Origin of the sequence: Nocardiopsis aegyptia, assembly GCF_013410755.1 — a bacterium.
Classification (GTDB): domain Bacteria; phylum Actinomycetota; class Actinomycetes; order Streptosporangiales; family Streptosporangiaceae; genus Nocardiopsis; species Nocardiopsis aegyptia.
Map to the genome: position 1 here is coordinate 188,948 of NZ_JACCFS010000001.1, position 25,396 is coordinate 214,343.

Annotated in this window: 26 protein-coding genes and 1 pseudogene; 8 read left to right on the forward strand and 19 right to left on the reverse strand. The window is 72.4% G+C overall.

Features of this window, described 5'->3' with window-relative positions; translation table 11 throughout:
- Positions 1 to 6: 6 nt before the first annotated feature.
- The 5 genes from pcaG to HNR10_RS00850 all read right to left on the reverse strand — a co-directional run bounded on the left by pcaG (position 7) and on the right by HNR10_RS00850 (position 4,266).
- Positions 7 to 570 (reverse strand): protocatechuate 3,4-dioxygenase subunit alpha, encoded by a 564-nt coding sequence (gene pcaG, locus HNR10_RS00830; RefSeq protein WP_179820033.1) that lies wholly within the window; start codon positions 568 to 570, stop codon positions 7 to 9.
- Positions 567 to 1,325 (reverse strand): protocatechuate 3,4-dioxygenase subunit beta, encoded by a 759-nt coding sequence (gene pcaH, locus HNR10_RS00835; protein ID WP_179820035.1) that lies wholly within the window; start codon positions 1,323 to 1,325, stop codon positions 567 to 569. Before pcaH ends, pcaG begins: the two co-directional genes overlap by 4 nt.
- Before the next feature lie 84 nt (positions 1,326 to 1,409).
- The gene (locus HNR10_RS00840; RefSeq protein WP_179820036.1) at positions 1,410 to 2,582 is read right to left on the reverse strand and encodes a thiolase family protein; all 1,173 of its coding nucleotides are present in this window, start codon (positions 2,580 to 2,582) and stop codon (positions 1,410 to 1,412) included.
- Between the two features lie 95 nt (positions 2,583 to 2,677).
- The gene (locus HNR10_RS00845) at positions 2,678 to 3,433 is read right to left on the reverse strand and encodes a CoA-transferase subunit beta (protein WP_179820038.1); all 756 of its coding nucleotides are present in this window, start codon (positions 3,431 to 3,433) and stop codon (positions 2,678 to 2,680) included.
- Positions 3,430 to 4,266 carry a CoA transferase subunit A gene (locus tag HNR10_RS00850; protein WP_179820040.1) on the reverse strand — a complete coding sequence of 279 codons (837 nt, stop codon included), beginning with the start codon at positions 4,264 to 4,266 and terminating at the stop codon, positions 3,430 to 3,432. The genes HNR10_RS00845 and HNR10_RS00850 overlap by 4 nt, the downstream gene beginning before the upstream one ends.
- A 177-nt stretch (positions 4,267 to 4,443) precedes the next feature.
- Here HNR10_RS00850 and HNR10_RS00855 point away from each other — a divergent pair, with 177 nt between their 5' ends.
- Positions 4,444 to 5,247, forward strand: a complete 804-nt coding sequence (locus HNR10_RS00855) for an IclR family transcriptional regulator (RefSeq protein ID WP_179820041.1) — start codon at positions 4,444 to 4,446, stop codon at positions 5,245 to 5,247.
- 82 nt (positions 5,248 to 5,329) lie between these two features.
- Positions 5,330 to 6,202, forward strand: coding sequence for an aldo/keto reductase (locus tag HNR10_RS00860; protein ID WP_179820043.1), 873 nt, complete (start codon positions 5,330 to 5,332; stop codon positions 6,200 to 6,202).
- A gap of 15 nt (positions 6,203 to 6,217) precedes the next feature.
- Here HNR10_RS00860 and HNR10_RS00865 read toward each other — a convergent pair whose 3' ends face one another.
- Positions 6,218 to 6,823: a TetR/AcrR family transcriptional regulator gene (locus HNR10_RS00865; RefSeq protein WP_179820045.1), complete on the reverse strand. Its 606-nt coding sequence runs from the start codon at positions 6,821 to 6,823 to the stop codon at positions 6,218 to 6,220.
- A gap of 97 nt (positions 6,824 to 6,920) precedes the next feature.
- Here HNR10_RS00865 and HNR10_RS00870 point away from each other — a divergent pair, with 97 nt between their 5' ends.
- Positions 6,921 to 7,964, forward strand: a complete 1,044-nt coding sequence (locus HNR10_RS00870; RefSeq protein ID WP_179820046.1) for an aldo/keto reductase — start codon at positions 6,921 to 6,923, stop codon at positions 7,962 to 7,964.
- A 19-nt stretch (positions 7,965 to 7,983) separates the two neighbouring features.
- Here HNR10_RS00870 and HNR10_RS00875 read toward each other — a convergent pair whose 3' ends face one another.
- The 4 genes from HNR10_RS00875 to HNR10_RS00890 all read right to left on the reverse strand — a co-directional run bounded on the left by HNR10_RS00875 (position 7,984) and on the right by HNR10_RS00890 (position 11,900).
- Positions 7,984 to 8,505 (reverse strand): GNAT family N-acetyltransferase, encoded by a 522-nt coding sequence (locus tag HNR10_RS00875; RefSeq protein ID WP_179820048.1) that lies wholly within the window; start codon positions 8,503 to 8,505, stop codon positions 7,984 to 7,986.
- 79 nt (positions 8,506 to 8,584) lie between these two features.
- On the reverse strand, positions 8,585 to 9,490 hold the full coding sequence (locus HNR10_RS00880) for a carbohydrate ABC transporter permease (protein WP_179820049.1): 906 nt from the start codon (positions 9,488 to 9,490) through the stop codon (positions 8,585 to 8,587).
- Positions 9,487 to 10,428, reverse strand: coding sequence for a carbohydrate ABC transporter permease (locus HNR10_RS00885; protein WP_246405990.1), 942 nt, complete (start codon positions 10,426 to 10,428; stop codon positions 9,487 to 9,489). The genes HNR10_RS00880 and HNR10_RS00885 overlap by 4 nt, the downstream gene beginning before the upstream one ends.
- Positions 10,429 to 10,553: 125 nt before the next feature.
- Positions 10,554 to 11,900, reverse strand: a complete 1,347-nt coding sequence (locus HNR10_RS00890; RefSeq protein WP_179820051.1) for an ABC transporter substrate-binding protein — start codon at positions 11,898 to 11,900, stop codon at positions 10,554 to 10,556.
- 364 nt (positions 11,901 to 12,264) lie between these two features.
- On the opposite strand from HNR10_RS00890, the gene HNR10_RS00895 reads away from it, so the two are divergent.
- Positions 12,265 to 13,656 (forward strand): glycoside hydrolase family protein, encoded by a 1,392-nt coding sequence (locus HNR10_RS00895; protein WP_179820053.1) that lies wholly within the window; start codon positions 12,265 to 12,267, stop codon positions 13,654 to 13,656.
- A gap of 51 nt (positions 13,657 to 13,707) precedes the next feature.
- On the forward strand, positions 13,708 to 14,718 hold the full coding sequence (locus tag HNR10_RS00900) for a LacI family DNA-binding transcriptional regulator (RefSeq protein WP_312889025.1): 1,011 nt from the start codon (positions 13,708 to 13,710) through the stop codon (positions 14,716 to 14,718).
- A gap of 56 nt (positions 14,719 to 14,774) precedes the next feature.
- Here HNR10_RS00900 and HNR10_RS00905 read toward each other — a convergent pair whose 3' ends face one another.
- A complete protein-coding gene (locus tag HNR10_RS00905) occupies positions 14,775 to 15,527 on the reverse strand; it encodes a thioesterase II family protein (protein ID WP_179820055.1) in 753 nt (250 codons plus the stop codon).
- Positions 15,528 to 15,913: 386 nt separating this feature from the next.
- Positions 15,914 to 16,123, reverse strand: coding sequence for a hypothetical protein (locus tag HNR10_RS00910; RefSeq protein ID WP_179820057.1), 210 nt, complete (start codon positions 16,121 to 16,123; stop codon positions 15,914 to 15,916).
- A 356-nt stretch (positions 16,124 to 16,479) separates the two neighbouring features.
- On the opposite strand from HNR10_RS00910, the pseudogene HNR10_RS31600 reads away from it, so the two are divergent.
- Together HNR10_RS31600 and HNR10_RS31605 are read left to right on the forward strand one after the other, a co-directional pair.
- Positions 16,480 to 16,776: pseudogene (locus tag HNR10_RS31600) on the forward strand (family 43 glycosylhydrolase); the annotation flags it as partial.
- A 97-nt stretch (positions 16,777 to 16,873) separates the two neighbouring features.
- On the forward strand, positions 16,874 to 17,401 hold the full coding sequence (locus tag HNR10_RS31605; protein WP_312889468.1) for an arabinan endo-1,5-alpha-L-arabinosidase: 528 nt from the start codon (positions 16,874 to 16,876) through the stop codon (positions 17,399 to 17,401).
- Between the two features lie 12 nt (positions 17,402 to 17,413).
- On the opposite strand, the gene HNR10_RS00920 is transcribed toward HNR10_RS31605, so the two are convergent.
- Complete coding sequence (locus tag HNR10_RS00920) at positions 17,414 to 17,770, reverse strand: winged helix-turn-helix transcriptional regulator (protein WP_179820058.1); 357 nt, start codon at positions 17,768 to 17,770, stop codon at positions 17,414 to 17,416.
- Positions 17,771 to 17,908: 138 nt separating this feature from the next.
- Between HNR10_RS00920 and HNR10_RS00925 the strand changes: the two genes are divergently transcribed.
- Positions 17,909 to 18,559, forward strand: a complete 651-nt coding sequence (locus tag HNR10_RS00925) for an NADPH-dependent F420 reductase (RefSeq protein WP_179820060.1) — start codon at positions 17,909 to 17,911, stop codon at positions 18,557 to 18,559.
- Between the two features lie 81 nt (positions 18,560 to 18,640).
- Here the strand turns inward: HNR10_RS00925 and HNR10_RS00930 are convergent, their stop codons facing one another.
- The 6 genes from HNR10_RS00930 to HNR10_RS00955 form a co-directional block, all read right to left on the reverse strand.
- Entirely contained in the window at positions 18,641 to 20,089 is a 1,449-nt protein-coding gene (locus tag HNR10_RS00930; RefSeq protein ID WP_179820062.1) for a BNR repeat-containing protein, read from the reverse strand.
- 39 nt (positions 20,090 to 20,128) lie between these two features.
- Complete coding sequence (locus tag HNR10_RS00935) at positions 20,129 to 20,446, reverse strand: L-rhamnose mutarotase (protein WP_179820063.1); 318 nt, start codon at positions 20,444 to 20,446, stop codon at positions 20,129 to 20,131.
- A 100-nt stretch (positions 20,447 to 20,546) separates the two neighbouring features.
- A complete protein-coding gene (rhaS, locus tag HNR10_RS00940) occupies positions 20,547 to 21,614 on the reverse strand; it encodes a rhamnose ABC transporter substrate-binding protein (protein ID WP_179820066.1) in 1,068 nt (355 codons plus the stop codon).
- Positions 21,611 to 22,717: an ABC transporter permease gene (locus HNR10_RS00945; RefSeq protein ID WP_179820067.1), complete on the reverse strand. Its 1,107-nt coding sequence runs from the start codon at positions 22,715 to 22,717 to the stop codon at positions 21,611 to 21,613. The genes rhaS and HNR10_RS00945 overlap by 4 nt, the downstream gene beginning before the upstream one ends.
- Positions 22,701 to 23,750: an ABC transporter permease gene (locus HNR10_RS00950; protein ID WP_179820069.1), complete on the reverse strand. Its 1,050-nt coding sequence runs from the start codon at positions 23,748 to 23,750 to the stop codon at positions 22,701 to 22,703. The genes HNR10_RS00945 and HNR10_RS00950 overlap by 17 nt, the downstream gene beginning before the upstream one ends.
- Positions 23,750 to 25,273, reverse strand: coding sequence for a sugar ABC transporter ATP-binding protein (locus HNR10_RS00955; RefSeq protein WP_179820071.1), 1,524 nt, complete (start codon positions 25,271 to 25,273; stop codon positions 23,750 to 23,752). Before HNR10_RS00955 ends, HNR10_RS00950 begins: the two co-directional genes overlap by 1 nt.
- Positions 25,274 to 25,396: the final 123 nt, after the last annotated feature.

Sequence of the window (25,396 nt, forward strand, 5' to 3'; positions counted from 1 at the left end):
TCCTCGCTAGATGTCGAAGAAGGCGGTCTCGCCGTCGCCCTGGAGGCGGACGTCGAAGCGGTAGCCGTCCGGGGCTGGGCGGGCCACCAGCGTGGCGCGGACGTCGGGGTCGGTGATGCTGTTGAGGACGGGGTCGGCGGCGTTGGCGGCCTCCTCCTCCGGAAAGTACACCCGCGTCACGACGCGGTTCAGCATGCCGCGCCCGAACACCGACACGTCGATGTGCGGTGCCTGGTCGCCCCCGGGGCCCGGCACGGATCCGGGCTTGAGGGTGAGGATGCCGTACTCGCCGGCGGCGTCGGTGGGGCAGCGGCCGAAGCCGCGGAAGCCGGGGCGAGGCCGGGCTCCGCGCGGGTCGTCGGGGTGGTCGAAGCGGCCCTCGGGGTCGGCCTGCCAGGTCTCGACGAGGGCGTCGGTGACGACCGCGCCGGCGCCGTCGTAGACGGTGCCGCGGATCCACACCGCGTCGGGGGTGCCCTCGGCGACGGCGTAGGGGCCGTCGGGCCAGGGCAGCCCGATGTGCAGGTAGGGGCCGACGGTCTGGGAGGGCGTGGTGGGGTGCGTGCTCATTCGTCGTCCTCCATGATCTCCTCGTCGGACTCGAACGGGGTCTGCTCGCGTCCGCGCAGCACGATGTCCCAGCGGTAGGCCAGGGCCCACTCGGGTTCGGTGGTGTCGTAGTCGAACCGGGCGAGCATGCGCTCGCGCGCCTTGGGGTCGGGCACCGAGTTCCACATGGGGTCCTGGAAGAACAGCGGGTCGTCGGGGAAGTACATCTGCGTGACGAGCCGCTGGGTGAAGGCCCGGCCGAACAGCGAGAAGTGGATGTGCGCGGGCCGCCAGGCGTTGCGGTGGTTCTTCCAGGGGTAGGCACCCGGGCGGATGGTGACGAACCGGTAGCGGCCGTCGGCGTCGGTGAGGACGCGTCCGACGCCGGTGAAGTGGGGGTCCAGGGGCGCGGGCCAGTTGTCGGCGGTGTGGCGGTAGCGCCCGGCGGCGTTGGCCTGCCAGATCTCGACCAGGGTGTGCGGAACGGGGGTGCCGTCGCTGTCGCGTACCTGGCCGTGCAGGATGATCCGCTGCCCCTGGGGCTCCTCCTCGTGCTGGCGGGTCAGGTCGTGGTCGAGCGCGCCGAGCCGGTCCTGTCCCAGCACGGGCGAGGTGATCTCGGTGAGCGTGTGCGGGAGCAGCGTGAGCGGGCGCTTGGGGTGGCGCAGGGCGGTGCTCTTGTATCCGGGGTGGTCCAGGGGCGGGTGGGTGTCGTGGTCGCGGATGTAGCCGGGCACGATGAGCCCGGGCGGGGTCCCGTCCGGTGTGGTGGGCATGGCGTGGTCTTTCCCTCGGTGCGGCGCCCGGTCCCGGGCGTGTTCCGCGTGCTCGTCCTCTTCGTCTGTTCGTGTGCGGCCGGGTCAGGCCTCCAGGACGACGGCGATCCCCTGGCCGACACCGATGCACAGGGCGGCCAGGCCCCAGCCGCCGCCGCGGCGGCGCAGCTCATGGGCGAGCTGGCCGACCACGCGCGCGCCGGAGGCGCCCAGGGGGTGGCCGATGGCGATGGCGCCGCCGTGGGGGTTGACGATGGCGGGGTCCAGGTCCGGCCATCCGCGCAGGCAGGCCAGGGACTGGGCGGCGAAGGCCTCGTTGAGTTCGACCACCGACAGGTCCCCCCAGCCGATGCCGGCGCGCCGCAGCGCGGTCTCGGCGGCCTGGACGGGACCGATGCCGAACACGTCGGGGTCCACGCCCGCCGTGCCGCGTCCGGCGATCCGGGCCATGGGCTCCAGGCCGGTGGCCTCGGCGCCCCGGCGGTCGCCGACGACCAGGCCCGCGGCGCCGTCGTTGAGCGGGGAGGCGTTGCCCGCGGTGACGGTGCCCTGGGCGCGGAAGGAGGTCTTGAGGCCGGCGAGCTTGTCGGCGGTGGTGGCCCGGATGCACTCGTCGCGCTCCAGCTCGGCGCCGGGGACCTGGACGATCTGGTCGTCGAAGACGCCCTCGGCCCAGGCGCGGGCGGCCTTGGTGTGGCTGGCCAGCGCGAAGTCGTCCTGTTCGGCGCGCTCGATGCCGAACTTCTCGGCCAGGCGCTCGGTGCTCTCGCCGAGGGAGATCGTCCACTGGTCGGGCATCGCCGGATTGACCATGCGCCAGCCCAGGGTGGTGGAGTGCAGGGTGGCGTCGGTGGCGGGGAAACCCTTGGCGGGCTTGGGCAGGACCCAGGGGGCCCGGCTCATGGACTCCACTCCCCCGGCCAGGGTGAGGCTCGCGTCGCCGGTCTCCACGGTGCGGGCGGCCTGGACGACGGCCTCCAGGCCGGATCCGCACAGCCGGTTGACGGTGGCCCCGGGCAGGCCGGTGGGCAGGCCGGCCAGGAGCGCGGCCATGCGGGCGACGTTGCGGTTCTCCTCGCCGGCGCCGTTGGCGTTGCCGAGGTAGACCTCGTCGTAGGCGGCGGGGTCGGCACCGCCCCGGCCGACCAGCGACGACAGCACGTGGGCGGCGAGGTCGTCGGGGCGCACGCCGGAGAGGGCGCCGCCGAACTTGCCGAAGGGGGTGCGGACGGCGTCGAGGATGTAGGCGTCGGTCACCGTGGGCCTCCAGGGTGTGGCGCGGCCGGCGCTGGGCCGGTCGCGGGCGATGTGGAACCTAACAGTGTTAGGTATTCTAGCCGGGCGCTCCCGGATCAGGCCGACCCGGTCAGCTCCCGCAGCACCGCGAGCTCCTCCGTGGTCGGCTCGGGGGTGAGCGCGAGGTCCTCGGAGACCGCCAGGTCCCATCCGGTCGCCGCCCTGACCGCCGCCACGTCCACGCCCGGATGCACGCCGGTCAGCACGAGTTCCCTGGTCTCGGGGTGGGGCTCCATGACGCCGAGGTCGGTGATGACCCGCATCGGCCCGGCGCCCGTCAGCCCGAGCCGCTCGCGGTCGCCCGGACCGGCCCCGTGGCCGACCGAGGTCACGAAGTCGACGCGGTCGACGAAGGCGCGCGTGCTCTGGCGCATGATGACCACGACCTCACGGCAGGACGCGGCGATCTCCGGCGCACCCCCGGCCCCGGGCAGGCGGACCTTGGGCGCGTCGTAGTCGCCGATCACCGTGGTGTTGATGTTGGCGTACCGGTCGATCTGGGCGGCGCCGAGGAAGCCCACGTCGATCCGCCCCGGCTGGAGCCAGTAGTTGAACACCTCCGGCACGGAGACCACCGTGTCGGCGGTCTCGGCCAGGATCCCGTCGCCGATGGACAGCGGCAGGTGGTCGGGCACGGCCCCCAGGGTCCCGGACTCGTAGATCATCCACAGTCCGGGCGCGTGCGTGCGCCGGGCCACGTTCGCGGCGGTGCTGGGCAGGCCGATGCCGACGAAGCAGGCCATCCGGTCGCGCAGCGAGCGCGCCGCGGTGACCGTCATGATCTCGTCGGCGGTCCAGGTCACGGTGGTCACAGAGCCCTCCCTGCGGGCTGCGGGCCGGCGAGGGAGGCGGCGCCGGTGAGCTCCTCCAGCCAGGCGGTGAAGGCGGCGCGGTCGCGGCCGATCGCGTCCCAGGCCTTGTAGGCGTCGTTGTCGCGCTCGTAGTACCCGTGCGCGTAGGAGGGCGCGGCCCCGCCGGGCACCGGACTGACGGCGGTGACGACCCGCGCGGGCAGGATCACCTGGCCGGGGACGGGGTCGAGGGTGTCCACGACCTCCTCCACGGTGACCAGGACGCGCTCGGCCGCCAGCGCGGCCTCCTTCTGGATGCCGGTGATGCCCCAGAGCTGCACGTTGCCGTCGGTGTCGGCGCGCTGGGCGTGCACGATGGTGACGTCGGGGTTGAGCGCGGGGACCGCGGCCAGCTCCTGACCGGTGAAGGGGCAGGTGATCGACTTGATGTGGGGGTTGTGCGCCACCAGGTCGGTGCCGCTGTAGCCGCGCAGGACGGCGAAGGGCAGGCCGGAGGCGCCGGCGACGTAGCGGTTGGCCATGCCGGCGTGGCTGTGCTCCTCGATCTCCAGCGGGACCGGCCAGGAGGAGGTCACGGCGTCGCGGAACCGGTGCAGGGAGCCCACGCCGGGGTTGCCGCCCCAGGAGAAGACGAGCTTGGCGGCGCAGCCCGCGCCGATCAGCTGGTCGTAGACGATGTCGGGGGTCATCCGGACCAGCGTGAGGTCGCGCAGGCCCTGGCGGATGATCTCGTGCCCGGCGGCGACGGGGATGAGGTGGGTGAACCCCTCCAGAGCGACCGTGTCGCCGTCGTGGACGAGTTCTCGGACCGCCTCGTCCAGGGGGACGATCATGTGACCTCCCGTTCGTATAGCGAATGCATGTTCACACAGCGAACATCTTGGGTACGACAGTAGCGCCGACCATGGTCGGGGTCAAGGCGCCCACGGGTACGACCCCCGCTGTGCGACATGAGAACATCGCGAAGGGCCACGCGCCTTTCGCTCCACACCCGACCCAGGAAGGGCCCCATGCCCACCGACGACGACACCGCTCGCGGCTCCCACTTCGTCCAGTCCCTGGAACGGGGGCTGATGGTGATCCGCGCCTTCTCCGCGGAGCGGCCCTCCATGACCCTGAGCGAGGTCGCCCGCGAGACCGACCTGACGCGCGCGGCCGCCCGCCGCTTCCTGCTCACCCTGGGCGACCTCGGCTACGTGCGCACCGACGGCCGGCTGTTCTCCCTCACCCCCCGCGTGCTGGAGCTCGGCTACGCCTACGTCGCCTCCGCAGGCCTGCCCGACGTGGCGCAGCCGCACCTGGAGGACCTCTCCGCCCGCGTGCACGAGTCCGCGTCGGTCTCGGTCCTGGAGGGCGACGACGTCCTCTACGTCGCGCGCGTGGCGACCTCGCGCATCATGGCGGTCGCGATCACCGTGGGCACCCGTTTCCCCGCCTCGGCCACCTCGATGGGCCGTGTCCTGCTCGCCGGGCTCGACGACGCCGAGCTCGACGCCTACCTCGACCGCGTGGAGCTCAAGCCGCTCACCCGCTTCACCATCACCGACCCCTCCGAGCTGCGGGCCGAGGTCCTGCGGGTGCGCGAGCGCGGCTACTGCATCGTCGACCAGGAGCTGGAGGAGGGCCTGCGGTCCCTGGCCGCCCCGGTCCACGACGCCTCGGGCCGGGTCATCGCCGCCACCAACGTCTCCGCCCACGCCAACCGCTCCTCGAACGAGGACATCCGGCGCGACCTGCTGCCCGTGCTGCTGGAGACCACCGCCCGCATCGAGTCCGACCTCGCCTCGGTCGCCCGCCGCGACGCCGGCGGCTGAGGCGCGTGCGGTCCATCGTGGCGCCTTGCAAGCCCGCCCCGCCTGCTGAGATCCTGCCCATCCGCCATCCGGAAGGGGTCACGTGATCGACGTACAGAGCAATGCCGCGCAGGCGGGGACCTTCGCCCTGGGCGGTGACCTGCCCGTGCACCGGCTCGGCTTCGGCGCGATGCGGATCGTGGGCGAGGGCGTGTGGGGCCCGCCGCGCGACCGCGACGAGGCCCTGGCCGTCCTGCGCCGCGCCGTCGAGCTGGGCGTCTCCTTCATCGACACCGCCGACTCCTACGGCCCCGCGATCAGCGAGGAGCTTATCCGCGAGGCGCTGCACCCCTATCCCGAGGACCTGGTCATCGCCACCAAGGCCGGCCTGGCGCGCACCGGCCCCTCCCAGTGGCACCGCCTGGGGCGGCCCGAGTACCTCAAACAGCAGGCCGAGATGAGCCTGCGCCACCTGGGCCTGGAGCGGCTGGACCTGTTCCAGCTGCACCGGATCGATCCCGAGGTACCGCTGGCCGACCAGCTCGGCGCGCTGATGGAACTGCGCGCGGAGGGCAAGATCCGGCACATCGGGCTGAGCGAGGTGACCGTGGACGAGCTCTCGGCCGCCCGCGCCATCGCACCCGTCGCCTCGGTCCAGAACCGCTACGACGCCGCCTTCCGCGAGCACGAGGAGGTGCTCGACCAGTGTGAGCGCGACGGGATCGCGTTCCTGCCCTGGGCGCCGGTCGCGCGCGGGGAGCTGGCGGGCCCGGACTCGCCGCTGGCCGCGATCGCCGCCGAGCACGGCGTGAGCCCGGTCCAGCTGTCCCTGGCCTGGCTGCTGCACCGCTCGCCCGTGATGGTGCCCATCCCCGGCACCTCGCGCGTGGCCCATCTGGAGGAGAACACGGCGGCGGCCGCCGTGCGCCTGACCGAGGACGAGACCGAACGCATCGGCCGGTTCCTCGGCGCCTGAGCGCGCCGCCCGGATTCAGTCCGACACGAACACGCCCGCCCGGGCCGCCTCGACCGCGGCCCGGGCGCAGCGCCGCGCGACGGCCTCGTCCAGCGGGCCGCCGCTGGCGAGGAAGCGGTAGTACAGCGGCGCGGAGACCGCCCGGACCACCTCGTGGGAGTCGGTGCCGGGCGGTACCTCGCCGCGCTCGACCGCCTGGTCGACGCAGGGCGCCCATTCGGCGATCCGCGCGGCGTAGAAGCGGTGCAGCGCTTCGGCGGTGCGGTCGTCGCAGGCCGCGGCGGCGATCATCGCCTTGAACAGTGCCCCCTGGCGGGGATCGACCAGGGTGCGGCGCACCAGGCGGGCGTTGGCCAGCAGGTCCTCCAGCAGCGAACCGGTCTCCACCCGCGGCAGCGACTGCTCGGCCATGTCCGCCAACAGGTCCGCGACCAGCGCGGGCACACTCCCCCACCGGCGGTAGACGGTGGTCCTGCCGACGTCGGCGCGCCGCGCCACGTCGGCCAGGTCGAGGCCGGCCATCCCGTGCTCGGCGAGGGCGTCGCCCGCGGCGGCCAGGACCGCGGAGCGGACCCGCGCGGTGCGGCCCCCGGGACGGACGCTTCCCGGCTCAGCAGCCATAAAGGGACTCCAATTCCATTAACGCGTCGATCGTGCTAGCGTACGAGTCATCTTAACGGAACAACAGACCCGTTAGCGATCTCCGTAGGAGGACTCCATGCGATACCGCACCCTGGGCGCCAGCGGCCTGCGCGTTCCCGAGCTCAGCCTGGGCACGGGCACCTTCGCCGGGCGCGGCCCCCTGTTCAGCGAGTGGGGCGGCACCGACGTCGACCAGGCACGGCGCCTGGTGGACATCGGCCTCGACGCGGGCCTGACCCTCTTCGACAGCGCCGACGTCTACTCCGACGGGGCCGCCGAGGAGGTCCTGGGCGCGGCGGTCAAGGGCCGCCGGGACCAGGTCCTGCTCTCCACCAAGCTCGGCCTGCCCACGGGCGAGGGCCCCCAGGACGCGGGGACCTCGCGCTCCCGGATCATCCGCGGCACCGAGGACGCGCTGCGCCGCCTGGACACCGACCACATCGACCTGCTCCAGCTGCACGGCTTCGACGCGGGCACCCCGGTGGAGGAGAGCCTGTCCGCGCTCGACACCCTGGTCCGCGACGGCAAGGTCCGCTACGTGGGCGCGTCCAACTTCGCCGGATGGCAGCTGATGAAGTCGCTGGCCGCCGCCGACCGCCTGCACCTGCCCCGCCACGTCGTCCACCAGGTCTACTACTCCCTGGTCGGCCGCGACTACGAGTGGGAGCTCATGCCGCTGGGCCTGGACCAGGGCGTGGGCGCGATGGTGTGGAGCCCGCTGGGCTGGGGGCGGCTGACCGGCCGGATCCGCCGCGGGCAGCCGCTGCCCGAGCGCAGCCGCCTGCACCGGACCGCCGAGCTGGGCCCGCCGGTGGCCGACGAGCTGCTCCACGACGTGGTCGAGGCGCTGGACGAGATCGCCGAGGAGGTCGGCCGCAGCGTCCCCCAGGTCGCGATCAACTGGCTGCTGCGCCGCCCCACGGTGTCCTCGGTCATCGTCGGGGCCCGCGACGAGGAGCAGTTGCGCGAGAACCTGGGCGCGGTCGGCTGGGAGCTCACACCCGCCCAGGTCGAGCGCCTGGACGCGGTGAGCCACCGGCCCGCCCCCTACCCCCGCTTCCCCTACGAGCGCCAGGCGGGGTTCGCCAGGATCGACCCCCCGCTCTTCCCGCGCCCGTGAGCGCGCGGGTCCGGGGACCTCAGGCGGGGCGCATGCGGAAGACCTGCAGCCGCATGTCGTAGTACTTCTCCGTCTCGCCCACCCACTCCATGCCGAGCCGGCGCGCCACCGCGATGGCGCGGGTGTTGTTGGGGCGCGCGACGGCGAAGACCTCCTCGATCCCCTGCTTGAACGCCCAGTCCATGAGCGCCTGGCTCGCCTCGGTGGCGTAGCCCTGCCCCCACACGTCCGGGCGCAGGGCCCAGGTCAGCTCGAAGTCCTCCTCGAACGGCGGCAGGAGCTTCAGCGACAGTCCGCCCACGAGCTCCCCGTCGGACTCCCGGACGATCGCCCAGCGGCCCGCCGGCGGGACCAGGTTCGGCCCGGCCTCGATCCATGCGTGCAGCACCGAGCGCATCGCGTCGACGTCGTTCACCGGTTGCCACTCCGGTGTCAGCCAGTGGGCGACCTCCTCTGCCCCGTACACCTTCAGGGCGGCGTCGGCGTCGCTCAGCTCCCACTCCCGGATGCGGAGTCGGTCGGTCGGCAGCTCTAGTCCCATACCACAACGGTAACCCGGTTCGAACCACCCGGACAGGGGGGTGTCACTTGCGATCGGACCCCCTGTCCGGTCGGCATGGTCAGCCCTTGAGGCCCGTGGTGGCCACACTGCGCACGAACCAGCGCTGGAAGACGAGGAACACGACGAGCATCGGCAGCACCATCATCACTCCGAACGCCATGATGTCGCCCCACGCGAAGGGCGGCTGCCCCTGGTAGACGCTGATGGCCAGCGGAAGCGGCCGTACCGCCGGGTCGTTGACCATGAGCACCGGCCACAGGAACATGCCCCACTGGGTGAGGAAGGACAGGATCGCCACGGTCGCGAACACCGGCTTGCTCATCGGGACGATGATCTGCACGAAGATCCGCAGCGGTCCGGCGCCGTCCATCCGGCCGGCCTCCTCGATCTCCTTCGGGAGCTTCAGGAAGAAGGAGTAGAAGAGGAAGACGGAGAAGGCGTTGGCCACCAGCGGGACCGACTGCACCGCCAACGTGTTGCGGAAGTCGTTGAGCAGGTAGAACAGCGGCACGGCGATGGCCTCGAAGGGAAGGACGGCCAGCGCCAGCACGAGGACGAGGACGGCGTCGCGCCCCCGCCAGCGCAGGCGGGCCAGGGAGTAGGCGGCCAGTGAGTTGACCACCAGGCCGCCCAGGACGACGACTCCGGTGACGATCACCGACGTCCCGAGGAAGTCCAGGAAGTAGCCGGTGCTCGGATCGTCGAACCTGGCGAAGACGTCCGCGTAGTTGTCCAGGGACAGGTGGCGCGGGACGAAGCCCGCCAGTCCGTCGAGGACCTGGTCGTCGGGTTTGAGGCTGCCGATGAACATGTACAGGATCGGCGAGGCGAAGAGCAGGGTGACCGTGCCCATCAGCAGGTAGTCCAGTCCCCGGCGCACGCGCGGGTGGAGCCGGCGGACCGGTGCGCGGCGCGGGGTCCGCGCCCGCGTGGGTGCGGCCGGCCGGTCGGCGAGGGCAGTCATGAGATCTCCCGTTCCTGGGTGACGAGGCGGCGCTGGAGCAGGGTGAGGCCCAGGACCACGACGAAGAGCACGACGGTCATAGCCGCCGCGCGGCTGACGTTGCTCTCGGCGAAGGCCGTGGTCACCGCCAGGTACATCACCGTGCTGGTGGCTCCGTCCGGACCGCCGCGGGTCAGGATGTACACCTGGTCGAACAGGCGGAAGGACAGGATCATGGTGACCAGGGCGACGAAGACCAGGGTGTTGCGCAGCCCGGGCAGGGTGACCGCCCGGAACCGCTGCCAACGGCCCGCTCCGTCCACCTCGGCCGCCTCGTAGAGCTGTCGGGGGATGCCCTGCAGGCCGGCGAGGAGGATGACCATCTGGAAGCCGACCCCCTGCCACAGGGACAGCAGCATGATCGAGGGCATGGCCGTGGCCGCGTCCCCGAGCCAGTCCTGAGGGGAGAACAGGCCGAAGGTGGCGAGCCCGAGCACGGAGTTGAGCATGCCGTCCGGCCCCGGGTCGAGGATGAGCCGCCAGACCGTCGCGATCAGGGCCATCGGGAAGACGACCGGCATGAAGAAGAACGTCCGGAAGACGGGCATGCCGCGCAGCGGACGGTTGAGCAGGAGCGCCAGGGCCAGGGCGGCCGCCGTCTGCACGGGCACGATCACCGCGGCGAACAGGACGTTGTTGCCCAGCGCCCGGTAGAAGTCGCCGCTGAAATCGGGCGAGACGAGGATGCGCCGGTACTGCTCCAGAGCGAAGAAGTCGGGTGGCCGGAAGGAGTCGAGCCGGACGTTGAACAGTGAGAGCCCGATGGCCATCGCGAAGGGCAGCGCCACGAACAGCGCCAGCCCGGCGACGGCGGGCAGGGCCATCAGCGGCCCCGCCCACCCCTGGCGCCGTGCTTTGGGACGTGTGCGGGCAGCACCCGGCGGAGCGGGAGCGGTCATGGATGATCCTTACGGTCGCGGGTGTCCCGGGGGACGGTCGTGCGTGCGGTCCGGGCGCCGCCGGGACCGTGCCCCTGACGGACACGGTCCCTGTGGACGTAGCGGCGCCCCTCGGAGACCGAGTGCTAGGAGATGGTGAAGGAGTCGTTGTCGGCGAAGTCGGTGTCGATCGCGGTGACCGCGCCGTCGAGCGCCTCGGCGACGTCGCCGCCCTCCCAGATGGCGGCGAAGGCGTCGGCGAACTGGCGGGTGATGACGGGGTAGCCGGCGGTCACCGGGCGCGGTACGGCCACGCAGTCGGCGGTGACGGGACCCGCGCCGCAGGTCGCCGCCAACTGGTCGGCGAACAGGGACAGGTCCCCGCCCGGGCCGTACAGGTCGCTGGTCTCGATGGCGCTCTTGGTGCCGGGGGGCGCTCCGTTGGCCGCGGTCATGGCGGCCACCTGGTCGTCGGCCATCAGGAAGTCGATGAACGCGCCGGCCGCCGAACCGTTGTCGGACGTGCCGGCGACACCCCACGCCCAGGAGCCCTGGCCGGTCTTGACGCCGTGGCCGAAGTCCGGGAGGGGAAGCACGACCAAGTCCTCACCCAGCGCCTCGGAGTAGTTGGGGTACTCCCAGTGCCCGACGAGGGACAGCGCGACGTCCCCGGAGACGAAGGCGCTGTCGTCGGTGTTGGCGTCGGTGTAGCCGGCCCACTCCTGGACCAGGCTCAGCGCCTCGACGGTGCCGGGGGTGTTGAGGGCGCCGTCGGCGCTGTCACCGTCGATCAGTGCGCCGCCCGCCGACCACACGACCGGAGAGAAGGCGTAGGTCGTCCACTCGCTGCCGGAACCGAAACCGTAGTTCTGCTTGACGTCCAGGACGCGGCCGTCGTCGTCCTTCGCGGCCAGGTCCGCCAGGGCGTCGGTGAACTCCTGCGCCGTCCAGGCGTCCTCCATCCCCTCGGGGAAGGAGATCCCGGCCTCGTCCAGCAGGGCCGCGTTGCCGTAGACGCCGAGCCCGGAGTCGAACATGCCCAGGCCGTAGAGCGATCCGTCGAGCGTGCCCTGGGCCAGGATCGAGTCGGTGGCGTTGGAGCGGGTCTGCTCCGACACGAAGTCGTCGATCGGGGAGAGCTTGCCGTTGTAGACCAGGCTCGCCATCGTGGGGCCGTCGAATTCGAGCACGTCGGGCAGTTCGTCCGGGCTCGCCGTGGTGACGGTGGTCGTGTAGTCGGCCTCGGGAATGAGCGTGAGCTCCACCGCGATGTCGGGGTTGGCGTCGCCGAAGGCGTCCACCGCGTCCTGCAGGGCGGCGACCTCCCGGTCCTGGCCCTGGTGCGCCCAGATCGTGATGGTGCCGTCTCCGTCACCAGGATCGGCCTGCCCGCCTCCGGCACCACAGCCGGCCAGAACGAGGACGGGGGCCGCGAGGGCGGCCACGGCGCGCAGGGCGCCGCGTGTCTCGGTTCGCTTGGATCGCACGATCATCTCCTCCTATGAGGCACCGGACGTGTCGGTCGCGATGGGCTGCGCCCCGAGAGGTCCGCGTGCCGACGGGCGGTGCCCTGTGAGCTGTGCCACCCAACGCTAGTCACGTGAAACACGAATGCAATCGCTTACATTGACTCGTTGCCCGTCCGTTATCAAGTACGCACAGAACGGACACAGGCGAACACAGAGGGCATGTTTCACCCTCATGAGCAGAGCATTCACCTGACACAGACGCACGCTCCAAGCCACCAGATAGAATGTAAGCGATTGCATGTAATGTTGCTTTCCGGCCATGCGAAGGCTCCGCCACACGCGGCGGGGCCATCGCTTCGACGCCGACCACTGAGAGGACCGAGCGACCATGCGCTACGCACCACCGGGGGCCTGCCTCAACGACTTCGCGCTCCTGCCGGGGCCGCCCTACGTCCTCCTGCACCTCCAGGCGCCCTGGACCGAGCACCCCGACGTGAGCCTGCTGGAGACCTCCTACGGGCGGGCCGTCTCCCACGACCTGGTCCACTGGGAACCGCTCGCGCCCGCCTTCGGTGTGGGCCGGCCCGGGGACTTCGACGACACCAGCGTGTGGACGATGCACCCGCTGCGCCACGGAGACGGGTGGACGATGGCCTACACGGGGGTCCACGACGACGGACACAAGCGCCAGGCCGTGGGGCTGGCGCGGACCCGCGCCGAGGACGGCTCGGGCTGGCGGCGCGTCCCCGGAACCGTCGTGCGTCCGGACGCACGGTGGTACCGGGCCGGTGAGCAGGAGGCGTGGCGCGATCCGTGGATCGTCGAACCGGAGGGCGGGCTGTTCGGAGCCCGCTACGCCATGCTCGTGTGCGCCCGGACCGCGCACGGCCCCGTCGAACGCTCCGGCTGCGTGGGGCTGGCCGTCTCCGACGATCTGCGCCGGTGGACCGTGCGGCCTCCCCTCCTGGTGCCCGGCGACGTCGACGAACTGGAGTGCCCCGTCCTCGAACGCGTCCCCGGGGGCTGGCTGCTGCTCGGCTCCGTCGGCCCCTCGCACCACATCGAGGCGTGGCGGGCGGAACGGCTGGACGGGTCCTGGGAACGGCTCGGGCCGCTCGCGCCCCCCGGCCCCTACGCTCCCCGCCTCGTGGACGGCCCCGGGGGCGAGCGCCTGCTGCTGCACACCGTCCAGCGCCGGTACGGGCTGGACGACGGCGGCGCCGCGTGCCGGGGCATGCTCGCCCAGCCGAAGGTCCTGGAGACCGGCCCCGACGACCGCCCCCGGCTCACCTGGTGGCCGGGCGTCGAGTCCCACCTGGGCCCCGCGCTCGCTCCCGGTGACACGGTCTGGGACGCGGTCGTGGACGTGGCGGTCGAGGGCGGGCCGGCCAGGATCGTACTGCGGGGAGAGGATGCGGGCTTCACCGTGGACCTGGATCCCGGTGCCCTGCGGGTGCGGGGCCCGGCGGGCGGCCGGGAGACCGCGCTGGAACACCCGGTCGCGCACCTGCGCGCGCTGCTGTTCGGCGAGTACCTGGAACTGTACGCCGACGGTGTCCTCGTGGCCTGCGAGGCGTCCTACGCGACCACGCCGGGGCCCTGCCTGGCCCGCGGCGCCGACCACCGCCCGCTCCCGGTGACCGTGCGACGGGTGGCCGACCCCTACCCGGACCGCGACGACGTGTCGGTCGCCCTGCGCGCGCCGCGACCGGACCAGGGCCCGCCGCGGCGCGGGCCCGCCCCGACCGGTGCGGTGCGCGGCCGGTCGGGGGCACAATAGGCTGCGCGTGTCCTGGTCCGGGCCGGGCTGCGCCGACCGAGGGGGAGAGCAGTGGGAGCAAGTCTGTCGGATGTGGCCAACCGGGCCGGGGTCTCCACCGCGACCGTCTCGCGTGCCCTGCGCGGCCTGCCCAGCGTGGCGGAGGGCACGCGCCTGCGCATCGTGCGCATCGCGCGCGAACTGGACTACACGATCACACCCAGCGCGTCCCGACTGGCCAGCGGGCGCACCCACACGGTCGGTGTGGTGGCGCCCTACGTCAACCGGTGGTTCTTCGGAGAGGTGATCTTCGGCGTCGAGGAGGTCCTGCGGTCCAGGGGGTTCGACCTGCTGCTGTACAACCTCGCCGACGCGACCAGCCGCGACCGGTTCTTCGACGCGATGCCGCTGCGGCGCCGGGTGGACGCGGTGGCCGTGCTCAGCATGCCCCTCTCACCGGAGCAGGCGGCCGTGCTGTCCGGACTCGACGTGCCCCTGGGGCTGGTGGGTGCGGACGCGGAGGGCTTCGCGTGCGTGCGGATCGACGACGTGGCGGGGGCCGGCAGCGCCGTCCGGCACCTGATCATGCTGGGCCACCGCGACATCGCGCACATCAGCGGAGGCGGTCCGGCGACGCACAGTTTCACGACCCCGCGCGACCGTGCCCGCGCCTACCGCGACGTCCTGGAGGACGCGGGTATCGGATACCGGCCCGAGTTGGAGGCCGTCGGCGACTACACGGTGGCGGGCGGCGAGCGCGCCATGAGCGCGCTCCTGAGCGGGGCCACCCGCCCCTCCGCCGTCTTCGCCCAGTCCGACGAGATGGCCTTCGGCGCGATGCGGGCCATCCGTCACAGCGGCCTGCGCGTGCCCGAGGACATCTCGGTGGTCGGGTTCGACAACCACGAGCTCGCCGACGTCCTGGACCTGACGACCGTCGAGCAGCCCGTGGCGGAGCAGGGCAACCTCGTCGCCCAGATCCTACTCGACCTCGTGGAGTCCGGTGGCGAGCCGCCGCCGACGATGACGCTGCCCACCGGTCTGGTGGTGCGCGGCAGCACCCGGCCCGTCTCCCCGCGCTGACCGCTGCGCGGCCACAGCTCCTCCGTCGAGGGCGTCACGGGGTATTCGACGTCCGCTCAGACGGACACGGGCTCGGCCGCGCGGACGTCCTCGGTCACCCGCGCGGCCACCGCGCGCAGGCGGCCGACGAAGTAGAAGTGGCCGCCGGGCAGGATGTGCGTGCGGACGGGGCCCTCGGTGCGGCCTTGCCAGGCGGCCAGCCGCGACGGGGGCATGCCGGGGTCGTCCTCGCCGCCCAGGACCGTCACGGGATGGCGCAGCAGGGGCGTGCCGGGGCCGGGGCGCCAGGTGTCGACGACGGCGAGGTCGGCCCGGATGAGGGGTTCGGCGGCCCGCCACCGGTCGGGGTCCTCCAGGACGGCGGCGGGGGTGCCGCCCATGCGCGCGACCGACGCGCGCAGGCGCTCGTCGGTGAGCCGGTGGCGCGGCCGGTCCCACTCGACGCCGGGCGCGGGGCTCCAGGCCGAGACGCCGAGCCAGGAGGGCGCGGGGCCGTCGGCCAGGCGCAGCGCCATCTCGTAGCCCACCAGGGCGCCCATGCTGTGCCCGAACAGGCCGTAGGGGCGGTCCAGGTACGGCAGGAGGCGTTCGGACAGGTGGCGGGCCAGGGCGCGGGCGTCGGTGAAGGGCGCGCGGTCCGACGAGCGGCCGCGCCCGGGCGCCTCCACCAGGCACACGTCCCAGTCCGCCGGGAAGTGGCGGACCCAGGCCCGGTAACCCTGCGGGGAGCCGCCCGCGTGGTGGAGGACGAAGAGCCGGAACCGACTGTGGGGAACGGGTCTGATCCGTGTCAGGACACCCTCGTGCACTGTTCCTCCCGTCGCTCTCCGATCCGGCACCCGGGCAAAGCTACCAGCCGGTAGAACTTGCCGGTAACCCGCGTCCTCGCCGGTGGGACGGCTTCCGCCGGCACCCCGGTTCTTACCCACTGTTCCTACCGCGTCAGTAGGTTTCAGACTTCCCTCGACGCACGCGGATCCGGGGCGCGCACTCCCGACCCGTGCGTGCGCACCGGGCGCCCCCATGTCGTGCCCTCACCGGCGTCCCCTCATGCGCGCCGGGCGCAACCGATCGCCGTACCGGTCACCGGCGGCGGACGCGCGGCCTCAGGGCCGAACGTCCGCCGCCGTGTGGCGCGCCGCGCGACGTCCGACCGGAGCGAGGACTCCGTGCCGTCTCCGACGAAGCGCGTCCGCTACTGCGAGGGCTCGGGCAGGGGCGGGCACTCGACGCTCGGATTCACCCCCACGTAGTTCAACGGGCCCACGAAGACGGTGCCCAGCGCGTGCCCGACGGTCGAGCACGAGGCCTCGTCCCGGGAGAACAGGCCGCGTTGGAAGGTGGCGACCAGTCCGATCAACAGCCACAGGACGACCAGGGTCGTCAGAACGATCCGTAAGCGCACTCTCTGCCTCCGGGGGGTGGGGGTGCTCGAGGCGGCGAAGGTCTCGACCGGTTCCTACCCGCGGCGCGGGGATCCCCAACCGGCTGGATGTCCCGCACGCGGAGCGCCCGCGGACGGAGGCGGAAGAGGAGGGTTGACGCGCTCCGGGGGCCACCTTACGATGACCGCACCATCGCGAAGAGTGTTCGTGATGGCGAGCGGCCCTCCGACCACCCCCCACGGCACACCGCCCCCTGCCCGACAGGGCGCCCGGCGGACCACCGGGCCGACACGGCCCTGCCCCCTCCGCGTTCCTCTCCCGCCGCGGGATGCTGGGCGCCGCCCTGGCGACCGGAGCGCTCTCCGCGGTCCCGACCATGGCCGACGCCGCCGCTCCCCCGCACGCCGCGGCGGCCGACCACCCCGGCCCCGGCGTCGTGACCGGGGACGTCAGGGTGCACGATCCGTCCTTCGTCAAGCGTCCCGACGGCGGCTACCTGATCGCCCACACCGGCCACGGCGTGGCGCTGAAGACCTCGACCGACCGGACGGAGTTCCGGAACGCCGGCACGGTCTTCCCCGGAGGGGCGCCCTGGACCACCCCGTACACGGGCGGCGACCGCAACCTGTGGGCTCCGCACCTGTCCTACGCCAACGGGCGCTACCACCTCTACTACTCCGCTTCGAGCTTCGGCTCCAACCGGTCCGCGATCTTCCTGGCCACCAGTACCAGCGGGGGACTCCGGGACCTGGCGGAACGAGGGCCTGGTCATCGAGTCGTTCACCTCCAACGACTACAACGCCATCGACCCCCATCTGCAGGTGGACGCACAGGGCCGCTGGTGGATGGCGTTCGGCTCGTTCTGGTCGGGGCTCAAGATGGTCAAGATCGACCCGGCGACCGGCAAGCGCCTGGACGGGACCCTGTACTCGATCGCCGGACGCGGCGGCGGAGCCATCGAGGCACCGACCCTCTTCCACCACGACGGCTGGTACTACCTGTTCGTCTCCTTCGACCGGTGCTGCGACGGCGCGGACAGCACCTACCGCATCATGGTCGGACGGTCCCGCGACATCACCGGCCCCTACCGCGACCGGAACGGCACCGCCATGACCTCCGGCGGTGGCACCGAGATCCTGTCCGGCCACGGCGGCATCCACGGCCCCGGCCACCAGGACGTCTTCGCCGACACCGACAGCGACATCCTGGCCTACCACTACTACGCCGACGACGGCACGGCGCTGCTGGGCGTCAACCGGCTCGGCTGGGACTCCTCCGGGTGGCCCTACGTGCACTAGGCCGGCGCCCGCTCAGCCGGAGGCCGCGTCCGGTTTGGTGATGGTGAGGCCCTGGCGCCCGGCCTGGGCCTCGCCCCAGGCGCAGAAGCGGTCCAGCAGCTCGTGCAGCTCACCGCCCTGGTCGCTGAGCCGGTACTCCACCCGTGGCGGGACCTGCGGGTACTCCCGGCGCAGGACCAGTCCGTCCTCCTCCAGCCGGCGGAGCTGCTGGGTGAGCATCTTCTGCGTGATGCCGGGGATCATCCGGCGCAGACGCCCGTGGCGCAGGACCCCGTGCACGCGCAGGTGCCACAGGATCAGCGGCTTCCAGCGTCCGCCGATCAGGTCCACCGTCACCTCGACCGGACAGGAGTACACCCGTTCCGTCATGGCCCGCCTCTCTCCTGGGGGCGTTCCGCACGGCCCCGGGCACCCGAAAGTACCTACTTGTGGGGCCTTCCGGCGAGTCCGTAGCGTGCGGTCATCGCGCGGGAGCGAACCCGCGCCTGCCTGTGAGAGGACCACATCGTGAAGGTCGGCATTCTGGGTTCCGGTCCGGTGGCCCGCGCCCTCGGCAGCGGGTTCCACGCGCGCGGGCACGAGGTCGTGTTCGGCACGCGCGATCCCGCCAAGCTCGACGACTGGCTGGCGGCGCACCCCGGCGGCCGGGCGGCCGGGCTCGCGGAGGCGGCCGGCCACGGCGAGCTGGTCGTGCTGGCGGTCAAGGGCTCGACCGCGGCCGAGGCGCTGCGCGGGGCCGACGCCGGGCGCACCCTCGCCGGGACGACGGTCATCGACACGACCAACCCCATCTCCGACACCCCGCCGGTGGGCGGCGTGCTCGGCTACTTCACCGGGCCGAACGAATCCCTCATGGAACGCCTCCAGGCGGAGTTCCCCGAGGTGCGCTTCGTCAAGGCGTTCAACTCCGTCGGCAACCAGGCCATGGTGGACCCGGCGTTCGAGGGCGGGCCGCCCACGATGTTCGTGTGCGGCGACGACGCCCGGGCCAAGGCCGAGGTGACCGGGGTCCTGGACGACTTCGGGTGGGAGACCGAGGACATGGGGCCGGTGGAGGCGGCGCGCGCCATCGAGCCCCTGTGCGTCCTGTGGTGCCTGCCCGGCCTGCTGCACGGGCGCTGGGACCACGCGTTCAAGCTGGTGCGCGCCGCGTCCTGACCGCGCCCGGGGGCCGTGCGCGCGGGCACGGCCCCCGGGCCGGCCGGTCCGCCAGACTGCTCGGCCAGGCAGACCTGCCGGTCAGCCGAGGCGGAAGTCGGCGACCCGGATGGGCGTGGAGGGCTCGTCGCCCGCCTCCTGGTACAGGATCGACAGCACGCCCTCGGACGCGACCCTGGACTCGTCCACCAGCACCTCGCCGAAGGCGTCGATGCCGGAGCCGTCGTGGACCATCGTCCAGTCGGTCCAGCCGGACCCGGCCGTCGCCGCCATGATCCGGCCGAAGGGCATGACCACGTAGGCGGTGTCCTCGTCGGTCATCACCAGCCGGGACCGGCCGAAGGCCTGGAGCGGCTCGGGGATCTCTCTCTTGTGCCACTGGCCGGCGTCGTCCTGGTACAGGTGGAACACGTAGCCCTGGCTGCGGCGGTCGCCGACGAAGTCGGTGGAGCAGTGCCCGAACCGGCCCGGCCGGTAGCTGATGAGCACGTGCGGGTTGCCCTGGGCGTCGACCGCCTGCGACTCCTGGTTCATCAGCGCGTAGTTCAGCGGCAGCGGGTCGACCACGTGCCCGGGGGTGTCGACGCTCACCCGCCGGTCGGTCCCGGTCACGGCCGCCACGGCGCCGTCGTCGGTGCGCCAGGTACGGCCCTCGTCGTCGCTGTAGACGTAGCCGGTGTCGTGGTTGGACAGCCCGCCGGGGTGGCAGAGGATGTCACCGCCCGCGGCGGTCTCGCGCCAGGTGAACGACGCGTGCAGGCGGCCGTCGTCGCCGTAGCCGATGCCGTGCAGGTACATGTTGCGGCTGGTGCTGACCGCGCCGTTGGCCTCGTAGGAGCCCTCCGGCGAGGACCACGCGCCCAGGTGCGTCCAGTCGCCGTCGCCGTCGCCGTCCCCGTCGTACTCCGCCAGTTCCAGGGTCCCGTCGCCCGACCCGCCGGTCCGGTAGGCGAGCTGGAGTCCGTCGTCGGGGGCGCTGACGAAGCGGGGGTAGGTGATCGATCCGATGTCCAGGCCGGCCAGGTCCCGGCTGATCGGCTCGAAGGAGTCCGCGGACCAGGGGGCGTCGCCGGACAGCAGACCCTCCACCGAGCGCGTGTAGTACACGCGGTTGTTGTGGGTGTCCATGGCCACGTGCAGGGTGCGGTCCTCGGCGGACACGCCCAGCGAGATGCTGTTGTGCGAGTCGTCGGCGCTGAGCCTGTGCGGCAGGCGGACGGTCCGCCAGTCCCCGCCGTCGAGGTCGCGGCGGGCCAGGACGGCGTGCCGCGACTCGGTGTACCAGGCGGCGTACTGGAAGTCGCCGTGGGTGATGATGCCGGACTGCTGGTAGGAGCCGTTGTTGACCAGTCCGTCGTAGGAGACGAAGTACAGGGCCTGCTCGTCCAGGGTCTGCCGGCCCAGGGGCGTGGCCGAGGGCTCGGCGGCCGCGGCGGCGGGGGCCGCCAGGCCGCCCACGAGCGGAACGGCCAGCGTGAGTGCCAGGGCCGAGTTCAGGACACGGGTACGGGGGGTGGCGCGGGGGGACATCCGGGAGCCTTTCGACAGGGGGTCGGGGGGTGTCGGGGATCAGGCCAGGTGGAAGATCTCGGTGAGGGGGAGCATGCCCTCGTCGGGGCGGCCGGGCAGTCCCTCGAAGAAGGGCGCCATCTCGGCCTGCCAGCGCTCGTTGACATCGGTGCGGGCCATCGCCGCGCGCGCCGCCTCGAAGTCCTCGGTCTCCAGGTAGCCCACGACCATGCCGTCGTCGGTGCAGAAGAGCGAGTAGTTGTGCCAGCCGGTGTCGCTGAGCGCCGCGCGCATCTCCGGCCACACGGCGGCGTGCCGTTCCTTGTACTCCTCCAGGCGCTCCTGGCGGACCTTCAGGATGAAGCAGACGCGCTGCACGGGTCTCCCTTCCGTTGTGTGCGGGGGCCGGGGCGCGCCGGAGGAGGCTCGGCGCGCCCCGGCAGCGGGGTGGAGGAACTCAGGGGAGGAACTGGAGGAGCTAGAAGTCGAAGTCGTCGATGTTGTCCTCGTTGAAGACCGTCGGCGGGCCGAGCACGACCTCGCCGTCCGCTCCGACGGTGTACTCGCCCAGTTCACCGGCGGTGAAGGTCTCGCCCTCGGCGCCGGTGATCTGTCCGGCCTTGAGCGCGGCACCCGTGTAGCCGGCCAGGTAGCCCAGCTCGTGCGGGTTCCACAGGGCGAACTCCTCGACGGTGCCGTCCTCGACGAACTCGCGCATCTGGTTGGGCGTGCCCAGGCCCGTGATGGCGACCTCGCCCTTGTACTCGGAGTCGCTGACGTAGCGCGCCGCGGCGGCGATGCCCACGGTGGTCGGCGACACGACGCCGTCCAGGTCCGGGTAGGACTGCATCAGGCCCTGCATCTCCTGGAAGGACTCCAGGTCGTCGTCGTTGCCGTAGACGGTGTCGACCAGCTCCAGGTCGGCGTACTCGTCCTCCTGCAGGATCTCCTCCATCGCCGCGATCCAGGTGTTCTGGTTGGTGGCGTTGGGGGTGGCCGACAGGATCGCGAAGGTGCCCTCGCCGTCCAGCTGCGCGGAGATCATCTCCACCAGCGCACGGCCGATCAGCTCGTCGGAGGACTGGTTGACGAACACGTCGGTGCAGTTGGCGTTCGAGTCGTAGCCGACGATGGCGGCACCGTTGTCGCGGGCCTCGTTGAGCGCCGGGCAGACCGCGTCGGGGTCGTTGGCGGCGATCACGATGACGTCGCTGGCCGCCTGGCTGGCGGCGTTGATGTACTCGACCTGGGAGTCGGCGGTGGCCTCGGTGCCGCCGCGCTCGGTGTACTCGCCCGCCAGCTCCTCCACGGCCTGCGCGCCACCGGCGTTGACGATGTCGGAGTAGGGGTTGTTGAGCTGCTTGGGCAGGAAGTCGATCTTCAGGCCCTCGGGGATCTCCGCGTCGGGGTCGGCGGTTCCGGTGGGACCGGAGCCGCCCGACTCCTCGGCGTCGTCGATGGTGGTGCCGCCGCACGCGGCGGTCATCAGCACGGCGACGGCCGTGGCGGCCAGGGCCAGGTGGCGCGGGCGCAGGGGATCGATCATGACTGTTCTCCGTTGTGTGGACGGTCGGTGGAGTCGGGGACGGGCGCGGACACGGACGCGGGTGCGGGTGCGCGCGCCGCGCGCACCCGGGCCACGAGGTTGGGCGTGACAACGGAGGCGATGAGGATCAGACCGGTGACGATCTGCAGGACCTCGCTGGACAGCCCGAAGAGCTGGAGCGCGTTGCGGATGACGCCGAGCAGCAGGACGCCGCACATGACGCCGAGGACCGAGCCGACCCCGCCGAAGATGGACACTCCGCCGAGCAGGACGGCGGCCACGACCTGCAGTTCCAGGCCGAAGGCCGTGTCGGCCCGGGAGGTGCCGTACTGCAGGGTCCAGAACACGCCCGCTCCGGCGGCGACGGTGCCGCTGAGCGTGAAGAGCCAGAACTTGGTCCAGCGGACGGGTGTTCCGGTGAAGTGCGCGGCCTCGTCGTTGTTGCCGATGTCGAACAGCGAGCGGCCGATCGGGGTGGCGTGCAGCAGGACGGCGAAGAGCACCGCCAGGACCAGGACGGCCACGGCGATCCACGGCAGGCCCTCGATGCCGAGGAAGGGGTCGCGGGAGCCGCTGACCCAGCTCTGCGGGTAGCTGGCCACGGCGCGGTCGCCCAGCAGGACGTAGGCCAGGCCGCGGTACAGCGCCATCGTGCCGATGGTGACGGCCAGCGACGGCAGCCCCATGACGGTGACCAGGACGCCGTTGAGGGCGCCCAGGCCCGCGCCGACGGCCAGGCAGATCCACAGCGCCGTCTCGATGGGCACCCCGGACTCCCAGAGGACCCCCAGGGTGGCGCTGGTCAGGGCGAGCGTGCTGGCCACCGACAGGTCGATCTCGCCGGTGACGACGATGAGGGTCATCGGCAGGGCCATCAGGGCGATGGCGGCGATGCTCAGCAGCAGGAAGCTGATGTTGCGCCCGGACGCGAACATGTCGACGAACAGGGACGCGCCGAGCAGGGCCACGACGAGGGCGGCGACGACCGGTGACTCGCGCAGGGACAGCAGCGAGGCCATCCGCCGGGCCCCTCCGGGCCGGTCGGGGCCGGCCGCCGGAGCGGGGGCCGGACTGGTGATGACGCGTTCAGGCGCCACGGGCACCTCCTCCTCGAAGCTTGCGGGCCGTGCGCAGCGCCAGCAGGCGGTCCAGGCCGATGGCGGCCAGGATGAGCGCGCCCACCACGGCCTGCTGCCAGAACTGGTCGATCTGCCAGATGGGCAGGGCGGCGGTGATGGTGGTGAGCAGGACGGCGCCCAGGGCGGCACCGTAGACGGTGCCCACGCCCCCGGCGATGGCGACGCCGCCGACCACCGCTGCGGCGACGACCTGCAGTTCCATGCCGGTGCCGACGGTGGAGTCGACGGTGCCGTAGCGGGCGGCGAACAGGACGCCGGCCAGCCCGGCCAGGGCGCCGTTGACGGCGAAGGCGGTGATGACGCGGCGGCCGGCGGGGATGCCCGACAGGCGCGCGGCGTCGGCGTTGGAGCCGATCGCGTAGAGCTCGCGGCCCGAGCGGAAGTGGGCCAGGTACAGGCCCACGACCACGACGACGAGCACGGCGATCGCCGCGGGCAGCGGCACGCCCAGGACGGGGATCCGGCCCAGGGCGAGGAAGGACTCGGGCATGTCGTGGGCGTTGACCTGCCCGCCGCCCGCCCACCAGTGGTTGAGGCCGCGGTAGGCGTACAGGGTGCCCAGGGTGACGACCAGCGCCGGCACCTGGACGGTGGTGACGAGCAGTCCGTTGGCCAGGCCGCAGAGCAGACCGATGAGCACGCCCGCGAACATGACGACGGGGACCGGCAGACCGGGGAAGGTGACGAAGAGGATGCCGGTGCCGAAGGCCGACAGGCCCATGACCGAGCCGACCGACAGGTCGACGTTCTTGGTGATCAGGACCAGGGCCTGGCCGATGGCCAGGACCGCCAGGACGGTGGCGCCCAGGAAGAGGTCGCGCACGCCCTGGTGGGACAGGAAGCCGGGGTTGTGCAGCCAGGTGGCCGCGATGAGGACGACGACGGCCAGCAGGACGCCGAGTTCGCGGATCTGGGGCCGGCGCCGGGCGGCCCGCCGGGCGGGTGCGGGCGGTGCCCCCGTGGCCGAGGGGGAGGGAGCGGTGGTGGGTGTGCTCATCAGGCGGCCTCGCTCGGTCGCTGTCCGGTGGCCGCGTACATGACCGACTCCTCGTCGGCCCGGTCGCGGTCGAGTTCGGCGGTGACGCGGCCCTCGTGCATGACCAGGACCCGGTCGGCCATGCCCAGGACCTCCGGGAGTTCGCTGGAGACCATGACGATGGCCAGCCCCTCCCCCGCGAGGGTGGACAGCAGGCGGTGGACCTCGGCCTTGGTGCCGACGTCGATGCCGCGGGTGGGCTCGTCGACGAACAGCACGCGCGGCTCGGTGGAGAGCCACTTGGCCAGGACGACCTTCTGCTGGTTGCCGCCGGAGAGGGTGGCGACGGGGTCGGTGAGGGCGCCGCACTTGAGCTGGAGCCGGGCACCCCACTCCCGCGCGCTCTCGCGTTCGGCGCGGGCGCCGAGCAGCCCGAAGCGGCTGAGCGGGCCCCGCCGGGTGGCGGTGGCGTTGCGTTCGATGGAGGACTCCATGACCAGCCCCTGCTGGCGGCGGTCCTCGGGGACCAGGGCCATGCCGGCGGCCATGGCGGCACGCGGCCGGCCCGGGGGCAGGGCCCGGCCGGCGACGCGGATGGCGCCGGCGTCGTAGCGGTCGACACCGAAGACCGCGCGGACGACCTCGCTACGGCCCGCGCCCACGAGGCCGGCCAGGGCGACGATCTCGCCCGCGCGCACCGAGAAGGTCACGTCGGCGAAGACGCCCTGGCGGGTCAGGCCCTCGACCTCCAGGACGGTGTCGCCGAACTCGGCGTCCTCCTTGGGGTAGAGGCTGTCGACGTCGCGTCCGACCATGCGCCGCACGACGGTGTCCACGTCCAGGTCCGCGGTGGGGTCACAGGAGACGTAGGCGCCGTCGCGCACGACGGTGATGCGGTCGCACAGGCCGAACACCTCGTCGAAGCGGTGGGAGATGAACAGCAGGGCCGCGCCCTCCTCGCGCAGGGTGCGGGCGACGGTGAACAGCCGCTCGGCCTCGACACCCGAGAGGGCGGCGGTGGGCTCGTCCATGACCAGGACACGGGCGTGGCGGGTGATGGCCTTGGCGATCTCGACGAGCTGCTGGTCGGCGATGGACAGGCCGCGCGCGGGACGGTCGGGTTCGATCGCCACGCCCAGCCGGCCGAACACCTCGTCGGTGTCGCGTCGCATGCGGGCGCGGTCGATGGTGCCCAGGCGGGTGCGGGGCTGGCGGCCGATGAAGATGTTCTCGGCCACCGACAGGTCGGGGAAGAGGGTGGGCTCCTGGTAGATGACCGCGACCCCGGCGCGCTGGGCGTCGGCGGGCGCGGTGAACTCGGTGGGCCGTCCGTCGACCAGGACCTGGCCGCCGTCGGGCCGGTGGACTCCGGCTATGGTCTTGACCAGCGTGGACTTGCCCGCGCCGTTCTCCCCCACGAGTGCGTGGATCTCCCCGGCACGCAGGTGCAGACTCAGTCCCCGTAGCGCCCGGACGCTCCCGAAGGACTTCGTGACGTCCACCAACGCGAGGGGCGGAGGCACTGGTGATCGGTCGTCCGTCACGTGCGTCCTCCTTCTTCCTGTGCCGATCTCCTGAGGTTCAGGAGATTCGTGCAAAAACGTTTTAATATGAAGTGGATGTTAAGTCCAGCACACTACCCCGTCAAGGGGAGCGCGACGAAATAC